Origin of the sequence: Bradyrhizobium sp. (assembly GCF_050014615.1) — a bacterium.
Lineage (GTDB): Bacteria > Pseudomonadota > Alphaproteobacteria > Rhizobiales > Xanthobacteraceae > Bradyrhizobium.
The window spans coordinates 59515-69239 of sequence record NZ_JBEKCZ010000006.1 but is presented as its reverse complement, the minus strand read 5'-3'; the positions used below and the strand labels follow the sequence as shown (position 1 = coordinate 69239).

Annotated in this window: 8 protein-coding genes and 1 tRNA gene; 5 read left to right on the top strand and 4 right to left on the bottom strand. The window is 62.7% G+C overall.

The genetic code is table 11. From position 1 onward, the window contains the following. Nucleotides 1-594: 594 nt before the first annotated feature. Nucleotides 595-1644, top strand: coding sequence for an HlyD family secretion protein (locus ABR948_RS02085; RefSeq protein ID WP_428113712.1), 1050 nt, complete (start codon nucleotides 595-597; stop codon nucleotides 1642-1644). Between the two features lie 95 nt (nucleotides 1645-1739). On the opposite strand, the gene ABR948_RS02080 is transcribed toward ABR948_RS02085, so the two are convergent. After that, on the bottom strand, nucleotides 1740-3065 hold the full coding sequence (locus ABR948_RS02080; RefSeq protein WP_428113711.1) for an MFS transporter: 1326 nt from the start codon (nucleotides 3063-3065) through the stop codon (nucleotides 1740-1742). A gap of 543 nt (nucleotides 3066-3608) precedes the next feature. On the opposite strand from ABR948_RS02080, the gene ABR948_RS02075 reads away from it, so the two are divergent. Beyond that, nucleotides 3609-5738: a sensor domain-containing protein gene (locus tag ABR948_RS02075; RefSeq protein WP_428113709.1), complete on the top strand. Its 2130-nt coding sequence runs from the start codon at nucleotides 3609-3611 to the stop codon at nucleotides 5736-5738. 236 nt (nucleotides 5739-5974) lie between these two features. On the opposite strand, the gene ABR948_RS02070 is transcribed toward ABR948_RS02075, so the two are convergent. After that, nucleotides 5975-6059: transfer RNA gene (locus ABR948_RS02070), tRNA-Leu, on the bottom strand. Between the two features lie 198 nt (nucleotides 6060-6257). On the opposite strand from ABR948_RS02070, the gene ABR948_RS02065 reads away from it, so the two are divergent. After that, nucleotides 6258-6812, top strand: a complete 555-nt coding sequence (locus tag ABR948_RS02065; RefSeq protein WP_428113708.1) for a disulfide bond formation protein B — start codon at nucleotides 6258-6260, stop codon at nucleotides 6810-6812. Here the strand turns inward: ABR948_RS02065 and ABR948_RS02060 are convergent. Beyond that, the gene (locus ABR948_RS02060; protein ID WP_428113706.1) at nucleotides 6809-7894 is read right to left on the bottom strand and encodes an AbrB family transcriptional regulator; all 1086 of its coding nucleotides are present in this window, start codon (nucleotides 7892-7894) and stop codon (nucleotides 6809-6811) included. The genes ABR948_RS02065 and ABR948_RS02060 overlap by 4 nt on opposite strands. 234 nt (nucleotides 7895-8128) lie before the next feature. Beyond that, entirely contained in the window at nucleotides 8129-8362 is a 234-nt protein-coding gene (locus ABR948_RS02055; RefSeq protein WP_428113704.1) for a PsiF family protein, read from the bottom strand. Between the two features lie 202 nt (nucleotides 8363-8564). On the opposite strand from ABR948_RS02055, the gene ABR948_RS02050 reads away from it, so the two are divergent. Both ABR948_RS02050 and ABR948_RS02045 read left to right on the top strand, forming a co-directional pair. Further along, the gene (locus ABR948_RS02050) at nucleotides 8565-9044 is read left to right on the top strand and encodes a hypothetical protein (RefSeq protein WP_428113702.1); all 480 of its coding nucleotides are present in this window, start codon (nucleotides 8565-8567) and stop codon (nucleotides 9042-9044) included. Between the two features lie 120 nt (nucleotides 9045-9164). Then, nucleotides 9165-9713, top strand: coding sequence for a hypothetical protein (locus ABR948_RS02045; RefSeq protein ID WP_428113700.1), 549 nt, complete (start codon nucleotides 9165-9167; stop codon nucleotides 9711-9713). Nucleotides 9714-9725: the final 12 nt, after the last annotated feature.

Genomic DNA, 9725 nt, shown 5'->3' with positions numbered 1-9725 from the left:
CGGCAGCGCCTTTGACGAACGGCACTCAAGCGGACGGCGAAGTCGTGTGGTCCTGACGCCCCGATGCTGGCGTCAAGTTGGCGGAAATCTTTCCGCCGGCGACGGTGACAACAAAGCCCGGTCACCGGGGAGAGCACGAAATAAGCCGTAAAACCATTGTGCAGGGAAGGCCGGGTGTTCCGGCGAACCTGTGGCTTCTACCCCTGTGCTTTTTTGTTGCACAGGGGGCTGCGGGTGCGCCAGGCACCCGGCTTTCCCTGCGCCCTCTGATTTCTGAGGGCTGAGATTCTTGCACAGCTCGGGCGCTTCGCGTCGCGGGATCGCGAAGTCGTATCTGGATGTCGTCATTGCGAGGAGCAAAGCGACGAAGCAATCCATTCTTTCTTTGCTTGGCGAGATGGATTGCTTCGCTTCGCTCGCAATGACGGGTGTTGGGAACGTTGTGGCTGTTTGATATTTGAATAGGAAATTGGCGCGATGCCTCGATCGCCGACGCCGGATCCGCAATGGGATGGCAGGTCACGCCGACTTAACTTCCGAACATCCACCGCTTCGGTTATTCTTGCCGACGGTAAATCATCACGGATAGCCGACATGTTCCAGCGCCCGGAATTATTCAGCAACACAAGGCTTTCGCGCGCGGCCAAGCTCGGCTGCGGCGCCGTCATTCTCGCGGTCGCATGGTGGAGCTTGCCCGGCGTCGGAACGGGACAACCTGTCACCAAATCAAATGCGGCGCCGGGGCGCGTCGAGGGCGCAAGCGAGGTGTTGTCGCTCGGCACATCGGCGACCGGAACCATCGCGGAATTGCTGGTCAAGGCCGGCGATCACGTTCAGGCAGGCCAGCACCTGCTGCGGGTGGAGTGCCGCAATGTCGAGCGGGAACGCGAGGCCCGCGAGTCCGACCTTGCGGCCTCCGAAGCGGTGTTTGACCGGGTCTCGCACGGCTCCCGGCCCGAGGAAATCGCCATCGGGGTCGCCAACGTCAATTTGGCGGAAGCGAGATTGCAGGAAGCGGAGAAGCAATACCAGCGGGCCCAGCAACTGCACGAGGGCGTCACCGTCACCAGGGTCCAGATCGACCAGGCCGAGCGGGACGCGCGGATGGCCGCCGCGATGCTCGAGGAGGTACGGGCAAAGCTGGTGCTGCTGAAAGTCGGCTCCCGGGAGGAAGACATTACCGAAGCGCGCTCACGGCGCGATGCCAACCAGCGGCGGCTGGAAGAAGTCGCCGCGCGGCTGGGTTACTGCACGGTGGACGCCCCGATCAACGGCGTCATCCTGAGCACCCGCGTCAGCCCGGGACAATTGGTGAGTTCGATGGCGCCGGTGACCTTGATGACCATGGTCGACGACAGCAAACGCCTGGTGCGGGCCTTTGTCGGTGAACGCGAGATTTCGGAAATCTGTCCCGGGCAACCCTCCCATATCGCCGCCGATGGCGTTCCCGAACTGCAGTTTGACGGCGTGGTCGAGAGTGTTGCGGCCACGGTCGGCGAAAGCCCGTATGCCGGCAATGCACCGCAACAGTTCCGCCAGGTGCTGGTTTCGGTACCGGATAAGCAACAGCAACTACCCATCGGACTGCGGGTTTCCGTACAATTCTCGGCATGTCCGGCCGGGCCGAAGCCGACCGCAAAGTAGAAGGCCAAGGCTTGCTTGCATCACGGCGATGCGCCGCAAAACAAGAGGGCCCGGACGAAGCTGGGCCCCCCAGCACAACAGACGCTACGCCCTTGTCAGGCGTCATACTCCTTCGAAATGTCCCGGCCGGTGTAGTCAGGCATGAACGCCGCCGCCACCATGCTGATAACCGCGCAGCCGGCGATGTAGATCGAAATCGCGTAGCCGGTGTGATAGGTGGCGAACAGGGCGGTCGCGATCAGGGGCGCCGGCCCGCCGGCAATCACCGAGGCGAGCTGATAGCCCAGTGAAGCTCCGCTGTAGCGCAATCGCGGCGTAAAGGCCTCTGCGATCAAGGCGGCCTGCGGCCCGTATTGCATGTCATGCGGGATCAGCGACAGCACGATGGCGATGAACACGGCCGACGGAATGGCGGTGTCCACCATTCCGAAATACACGAAACCGAACAGGCCCGTCGACGCGGCGCCGATCAGATACATCTTCCTGCGCCCGACGAGGTCGGAGATGTGGCCCGACAGCGGGATGGTGATGAAGGAGACGCAGGAGGCCGCCAGCACCGCCATCAGGATCAGATCGCGCGACATGTGCAAGGTGCCAACGGCGTAAGCGAAGATGAAGGCGGTAAAAATATAGAACGGCGCCTGCTCGGACAGCCGCAGCAAGGCCGACAGCAGGATCTCCTTCGGATGCATCTTGAAGACCTCGATGATCGGGGTCTTCTCGATTTTCTTGTCGTCCAGCAGCTGCTGGAACACCGGCGTCTCGAGGATGCCGAGGCGAATCCACAGTCCGACACCGACGAGAACGATCGAGAGCGCGAACGGAATTCGCCAGCCCCAGGTGGCGAACTGGTCACCCGACAATTGGCTGAAGGCGAGGATGGCAAGGTTTGCCAGAAACAGGCCGCACGGCACGCCGAATTGCGGCCACGATGCCACCAGCCCGCGTTGACCGTGGGTGCGCGACCATTCCATCGCCAGCAGCACCGATCCGCCCCACTCGCCACCCACGCCGATGCCCTGAAGCATCCGCAACGCCGTCAGGATGACCGCGCCCCAGATACCGATTGACGCGTAGGTCGGCACGAAAGCGATCAGGAAGGTCGAGATGCCCATGCACAGAAGCGTGGCGATCAGCGTCGCCTTGCGGCCGATGCGATCACCGTAGTGACCGAATATCGCCGCGCCGATCGGGCGCCCGATGAAGCCGATGAAGTAGGTGCCGAAGGCCGCGAGCGTCGCCGTCAATGCATCTTCGTTGGGAAAGTAGAGCTTGCCGAAGATCAGCCCGGCCGCGGTCCCATACAGGAAAAAGTCGTACCACTCGATCGCGGTGCCGATGGTTGACGCGATGACCGCCTTGCGCAATTGCGCGCTATGATCAGATACGGACAACGTCTCATGTGTGACGGCCATAGCCATTGAATTGTCCCCTTGGCTGGTTGTTTCCTGTCCCGTGGGAACCTGTTTCGACGGTTCCTTCCGGGAGCATGCTACCTTCAGCGCGGGGCGACCGAAAGGTGCATCTCGCCGAAGGCCGTCATATTGCTGCACCGCAGGAGATTGGTGCGAAGATCCGCGCCTGGCACCATTGCGCAATTCACGCGATGGTCTCGACGGGGTGCAGATCGTGCCGCCAAACTGTGACGGACGACCCGACTGATGGCCGGGACGGGCTGTCTGGCGAATGCGCAGTCCAGTCCTGTTCGCCAAAATATTTGGTTTCGGCGTCGATCAATAGAGCCTCTGCGGGGGTTAAGCCGCCGCTCCCGGCCGTTGCAAAAGCGGCGCTCGCGGCATCATTGCCGCGTTCGACAGCTCGAAAACGGCTCGCGGTGAGATGCGGGTGAGTACAAATTCGACCAATGGTTGCGACGGCGCGACGAATTCATCGTTCGCTAACCAGCTCTGGTAACATCGCCTTCAACGGAACTCCGTATAAACGCGCCTCCTTTGGAGGGTGCGATGAGCGGGCGGCAAAAAGTTTCCTGGATCTCCGCGGCCCTGAGCGGACTGCAGCGGTTCCACGAGACCGGACAGCGCGAGCATGCGCAGCGCCAGAACGCGCGCCTTCTCTCAGCCATCAACAACATGTCGCAGGGCATCATCCTGTTCGACGAACAAGGTGCCATCATTTTCTGCAACGACCGCTATAAGCAGATCTATCCGCTGCTGCCGCCCGAAGTGGTCGAACCCGGCCGCAAGGGACGCGGCATTCTGGAATACTGGCAATCTCAAGGCGAGTTTACCGGGGACATCGACGCCTACGGCAGGGAGCTGTTGGCCGACATCAAGCGGGACGGCGTGCATGAGCACGTCTACGACTATGGCCACTGCACCATCCGCGCTCGCTTCGAGCCGATCGGGGACCTCGGGGTGCTGGCGCTGCACGAGGACATCACCGGCGAGGTGTTGCGCGAAAAATCCCTTCAGCTGATGTTTGACAGCAATCCGGTTGCGATGTTCGTGCTCGACCAGGAGGCGTTCTCATTCCTGGATGTGAACGACGCCGCGCTCTCGCTTTATGGTTACAGCCGCCAGCAGTTCCTCCAGTTGGACCCAACCTGGGTCAGGCCGTTGGAAGCACGAGCCGAGCTGCGCGAGTACCTGAACGGGCTGCCTGCTACCGATCGCGAAGGACGGGACATCAGGCACATACGCTCCGACGGCGCGCCGCTGGACCTGCGGCTCTATTCCCAGGCGCTGCGCTACAAGGACAGGAATGCCCGGATCGTGTCGGTGGTCGACATGACCGAGCAGCGCAAGGCCGAATCGGAGCGGCGTCAGGCGCAGCAGCGTATCGCCTATATCGCCCATCACGATCGTCTCACCGATCTTCCGAACCGCGCCGCGTTCGAGGAATATTTCCCGTCGGCGCTTGAACAAACGCGCCATGAAGGCAAGCCGCTCGCCGTCATGTGCATGGATCTCGACGGCTTCAAGGACATCAACGACCGCTTCGGCCATCCTGTCGGCGATACCGTTCTGCGCGAGGTTGCCGGTCGGCTGCGAACAGCTGCGGGAGCGGGTTATCTGGCCCGCATCGGCGGCGATGAATTCGTTCTGTTGATCGACGAAGATCACGAACAGGTATCGAAGCTGGCAGGGCGGCTGACCGACGCGCTCAGGATACCGCTGGACGTGGACGGCCGGAATCTTGGCGTGGGCGTGAGCCTCGGCATCGCTATCTCGGGTGTGCACGGGGGCGACTGCCATACGCTGCTTTCAAATGCGGATCTGGCGCTGTCTCAGGCCAAACGCGAGCGCTGCGGGAGTGCACGCTACTTCAGTGTCGAGCTCGACACCCAGGTGCGCGAGCGGCGGGCCTTGAACGATGATCTGCAGGAGGCCTTCGCCAAGGATCAATTCCTGCTCCACTATCAGCCTCAGGTGAATATGGCGCGCGAAATCGTGGGCTATGAGGCGCTGCTGCGCTGGCGCTCGCCCAAGCGCGGCTACGTGTCGCCGATGGACTTCATTCCGCTGGCGGAAGAAAGCGGGTTGATCGCGCCGCTGGGCGACTGGGTGCTTCGCGAGGCCTGCCGCACCGCCGCGGGCTGGCGCGACAACGTCACCATTGCCGTCAATATCTCGCCGGAACAGATCGCGCAGGGCGATCTGCCGGCCGCCGTCCATGAAATTCTGCTCGAGACCGGGCTTGCGCCATCGCGGCTGGAGCTTGAAATCACCGAAGGGGTATTCATCAGCGATTTCTCCCGGGCCCTTTCGGTGCTGTTGAGGCTGAAGTCACTGGGCGTGCAGATCGCGATGGACGATTTCGGCACCGGCTATTCCTCGCTGTCCTATCTGCAGGCATTTCCATTCGACCGCATCAAGATCGACCGTGCCTTCGTCACCGATCTCGGCACCAACAACCGTTCCGATTCGATCGTCCGTGCGGTTATCAGCCTCGGTCAAAGCCTCGAGATTCCGCTGCTGGCGGAAGGTGTGGAGACCGAGGAACAGTTTGCCAAGCTACGCGAGCTCGGATGCCACAGTGTGCAGGGCTATCTGTTCGGACGGCCGCAGCCGTTGGTCGAGATCGCCGGGAATGAAGAGGCGGTCGGCCGGGTGTCAAATAGCCGGCTCAAGTGAAAACCGGGCGACCTGCACAGCTCTTGTCTTCGCCGTGGGAAAGCGGACGTGTGTCGCAATACTCACGTCATTGCGAGCGAAGCAATCCATTCTTTCTTTGCGCGGTGAAATAGATTGCTTCGTCGCGGAGCCTGTCATCGGGCGCGCATTCGCGCGACCCGTTGGCTCCTACGCCGGACACGCTTCACCCTTGCGGACACGTGGCTGCGCCACGCGAAGCCCGTAAGGGCGAAGCGTGGTGCCCCTGGCCGGAATCGAACCAGCACTCCTTGCGGAACTCGATTTTGAGTCGAGCGCGTCTACCAATTCCGCCACAGGGGCTTTCGGATGCCGGCCCGCAGGCCGGCGTCGCGAAGCCGGCGGAATATAGCGGCCGGTGACTGCCGGTCAACCCGCGAACTGCGCGGCCGGGCCGACGCGCCGGGCGGGCAAGACACGCCCAAAACACTGCGGTGTGAACGCGCATGCCTCGACAGCGCCACCCGCGCGGGCTAGGACGCTTGGCCACAGGAGATCAACGTGACGCTGGATGCCACCGCAACCACTTCGCCCGTGCGCGACGACGCCAACCCGGCGCTGACGGCGGCGCTGGCGATCACGGCGATCGCGGCGGCGACGCTGGCGGGGGCGTGGTTCTTTCAGCTGGTACTGGATATCCGTCCCTGTCCGCTCTGCCTCGAGCAGCGCTATGCCTATTATCTGGCGATCCCGCTCGGTGCGCTGACGGCGCTGGCTGCGGGCAGGAAATCGTCAGACAATGCCCCGCGCGTGGTGCTGCTGGCCGGGCTTGCCGCGCTCGCCCTGGCCGCGCTCGGCAATGCCGGGCTCGGCACCTATCATGCCGGCGTCGAATGGGGCTTTTGGCAGGGCCCGACCGATTGCACCGGCCCGGTCGGCAATCTCGGCAGCGCCGGCGACCTGTTGAAGCGTCTCGACACCGTCAAGGTGATCCGCTGCGACGAAGTGCAATGGCGCTTTCTCGGCCTGTCGCTGGCCGGCTACAATGTGCTGATCTCGCTGCTGATGGCCGCGATCGCAGCCTGGGGCCTCGTCAGATCCACCCGGCAACGCTAATCGTCGACATCTTCCTGCGGCCGTCCGAACAGATGGACGATGCCGGGCGTCGCGATGGTGACGAACACGAAACGCGACAGATGATGCGCGCCGACGAAGATCGGGTCGATGTGCAGGGTCAGCGCCAGCGCCAGCATGGCGTCCATCGCACCCGGCGCGAATGCGACCACGACGTCGCCGAACCGCACCTGGGTGGTCAGTACGATCATCGCGACAAAGATCCCCGAAATGAGGATGGCGATGGCGAACGACCCCAGCGCCGCATTGACATGGCTGAGCAGGGTTTTGACCCTCATCCGTGCGAAGCGCGAGCCGATCAGCGCGCCGATCCCGACCAGTGCGACCCCGCGCACCCAGGGTGGCAGGCCGCCCTCGACCAGTCCCACGCCATGCAGCACGCTGGACCCGATCATGGCGCCGAACATCCAGCTCGCCGGAAATTTGACCAGCCGCAGCAGCAGCGACACCGCGACCGAAGCTGCGATCAATTCGGTCAGTTCGAGCGGCGAGGCGATCGCCATCGCAAAGCCGGGCGATTGCGACGGCGCGATCCCGGTCAGCGCCAGCAGCAGCGGCAGCGCCGCGGTCAGAATGATCACGCGCATGGTCTGCACCACCGCGATCGCCGATACGTCTGCGCCCTTCTCGATTGCGAGGATGGTGATTTGCGACAGCGCGCCGGGACTTCCCGCCAGAAAGGCCGAGGTCCGGTCCCAGCCATGGACGCGCTGCAAATAGATGCTGCTGCCGAATGTCGAGCAGAACGTCGCCAGCGCCAGCAGCGCAATGGTCAAGGGGTAGGCGCTGATGTGCTGCAGGAGCTGCCGCGACATCAGCGACCCCAGCGAAATTCCGAGCAATACCAGCACCGTCTGGGTCAGGATCGGCGGCATCGCGAGCGGCCTGCCTGCGATGGCGGCAATGCCCACCGCGATCATGGCGCCGGAAATCAGCCCTCCCGGAAGATGTGCCCATAAAAACAGCGCGCCGCCGGCGGTGCCGATCACCAGCGTCTCAAGCACGTGGAGGGTTTTGGCGCGGCTGGGGATGGCATAGGCCATCGATGCAAGAATCTGGCTCACGCCGCGTTATGGCAAATCCGCAGCCCAGGGACAAATGCGCCAACGCAACTGCAGCAATGCGCTTTGAAAGGCGGGATCACGCCGGAAAGGCGGGACCAACTGCCGGCACTCCGGGTATTGCGGGGCCGGGCAGGTATCGAATCAGAGAGATCAAATCGAAGGCATCAAATCAACGGTAACGGCCCACTCCCTCCCCTTAAGCCAGGGAGGGAGTTAAGAACCGGCCGAACCAGATTACTTCTTTTCGGCGGCGGCCTTCTTGCATTCGGAGCGGAATTTCTTGCGTTCCTTGCCGTGCAGTCCCTTGGCGTCGGCTTCCTTGGAACATTCCAGCGAGGCCGCGCTGTGAACGACCGGTGCCTTGGTGTCGGTTTTTGCGGCCGGCGCGGTGGCTTGCGCGAACGCGGAGCCCATCAGCAGCATGGATGCGAAGGCAGTCGCGATCGCGCGGGAGGATATGGTCTTCATGGCAGGCACCTCGGGTTAAGGAAACGGGGAAAGTCGCGCCGCGATGCTGAACCGCGGATGAATAAAGCCGGTCGGAACGCATTTTCGCGCCGCGAAATTTTTTTGCGGCGATGGATGGCCGTTGTCACACGCCGTCGCTACGCTAGGATAGCGATCTTGAGATAGCCATGCCCTAAATAGCCATGCCCCAAGGAGGCCAAGGATGACCATTCAAACAAAATTATTGTGTGCGGCTGCGGTGTCGGGTTTTGCCGCGTTGGTAGCGACATCGCCGGCGCAGGCCCTGAGCACGCAGGAATGCAGTGCAAAATATCAGGCGGCCAAGTCCGCCGGCACCCTCAATGGCCAGAAGTGGAATGATTTCCGCAAAGCCGAATGCGCAGCGGACGCCACGCCCGCCGCCGCACCGGCAGCCGCGCCGCCGCCCGCGCCCGTCGTGGAAGCCAAGCCGAAGAAGCCGGAAGCGGCTCCCGCCGCTGCGCCGGGGCCGGTCGGCAACGCCGTATTCCCGTCCGCCATCGATCCGAAATACGCCCAGGAAAGCGCCGGCAAGGCCCGGATGCACACCTGTGTCGATCAATACAGAGCCAACAAGGAAACCAACGGCAATGGCGGCCTGAAATGGATCCAGAAGGGCGGCGGCTATTACAGCGAGTGCAACAAGAAGCTGAAGCCCGCCTGACGTTTCGTCGATTCTGTGGCAGGCTCGGGCCGAACTGGTCCGGGCCTGTTACTTAGGTGAGCTGCCGGAACAGAAGGAAGGATCATTGCGGGTGCGGGTCGTCGATTTCGCGAGGCGGGTATGAAAAAGATTTGCTGGAAAATGACGGCCTCGATCGGGCTTATCGTATTTTCCCAGATCGGCTCGGCGATGCTGAACAGTCGCGTGGCGATGGCTGCCGGCACTTCGGCAAATGTAGGCTCGGCAAATGTCCTGCTCGCCCAGGCCGCGGAGCCCGCGGCCTCCGCAACCACCCCGGCTCCTGATTCGAAGGCGCCGCCCGCGGTTGCTGCGCCGCCTAACCCGACATCGACGGCGATTGTCGTCAAACCGGCGGCATCGGTCACGGGATGCGGGCTGAAATATCTGACCGCTGAAGTCGCCGGCAAACTCAAGGGCCGCAAGTGGAAAGAGTTTCGTGAGGAAGAGTGTGGACCAATCACGACGAACGCGGTGTTTCCTACGGCGGTCGCGCCGAAATACTCCGGAGAGAGCCCGGACAAGGCGCGGACGCTGACCTGCGCGGATCAATTCACCGCCAACAAGGCCACCAATGCCAATGATGGCTTGAAATGGATTGAAAAGGGAGGCGGTTATTACAGCGAATGCGTCAGCCGCCTGAAGGGTTGAACCTGCGGCCGA

Excerpts from the sequence above, each read along its gene's own strand:
- ABR948_RS02085 (WP_428113712.1), top strand. The coding sequence starts at position 595 with ATGTTCCAGCGCCCGGAATTATTCAGCAACACAAGGCTTTCGCGCGCG.
- ABR948_RS02080 (WP_428113711.1), bottom strand. The coding sequence starts at position 3,065 with ATGGCTATGGCCGTCACACATGAGACGTTGTCCGTATCTGATCATAGC.
- ABR948_RS02075 (WP_428113709.1), top strand. The coding sequence starts at position 3,609 with ATGAGCGGGCGGCAAAAAGTTTCCTGGATCTCCGCGGCCCTGAGCGGA.
- ABR948_RS02055 (WP_428113704.1), bottom strand. The coding sequence starts at position 8,362 with ATGAAGACCATATCCTCCCGCGCGATCGCGACTGCCTTCGCATCCATG.
- ABR948_RS02050 (WP_428113702.1), top strand. The coding sequence starts at position 8,565 with ATGACCATTCAAACAAAATTATTGTGTGCGGCTGCGGTGTCGGGTTTT.
- ABR948_RS02045 (WP_428113700.1), top strand. The coding sequence starts at position 9,165 with ATGAAAAAGATTTGCTGGAAAATGACGGCCTCGATCGGGCTTATCGTA.